Here is a 264-nt window from a genome sequence, read left to right as displayed (position 1 = left end):
CTACCAGGCCCTACGTGATGGTCAGGTCGATGTCGGCCTGGTATTCGCCACCGATGGCCGCATTCCGGCCTTTGATTTCACGGTGCTCGAGGACGACAAGGGCTACTTCCCGGCCTACGCCCTGACACCGGTGGTGCGTGAGGAGTCGCTCAAGGCCAACCCGGAACTCGAGTCGCAGATGAATGCGCTGTCCGCCGAGCTCAATGACGACACCATGGCGAGCCTGAACGCGCAGGTCGATGTCGAGAAGAAGAGCATCGAGCA

The 264-nt window shown here is 61.4% G+C and carries 1 protein-coding gene; it reads left to right on the top strand.

The features are described 5' to 3' along the window. Positions 1–264 (top strand): glycine betaine ABC transporter substrate-binding protein (locus tag SCA31_RS23905; protein WP_410699488.1); only part of this gene is annotated, 264 nt, incomplete at both ends.

Origin of the sequence: Chryseobacterium sp. SIMBA_028 (assembly GCF_046535285.1) — a bacterium.
GTDB lineage: Bacteria > Bacteroidota > Bacteroidia > Flavobacteriales > Weeksellaceae > Chryseobacterium.
Note: the sequence above shows the minus strand (reverse complement) of the source record. Positions and strands in the feature narration are given on the sequence as shown.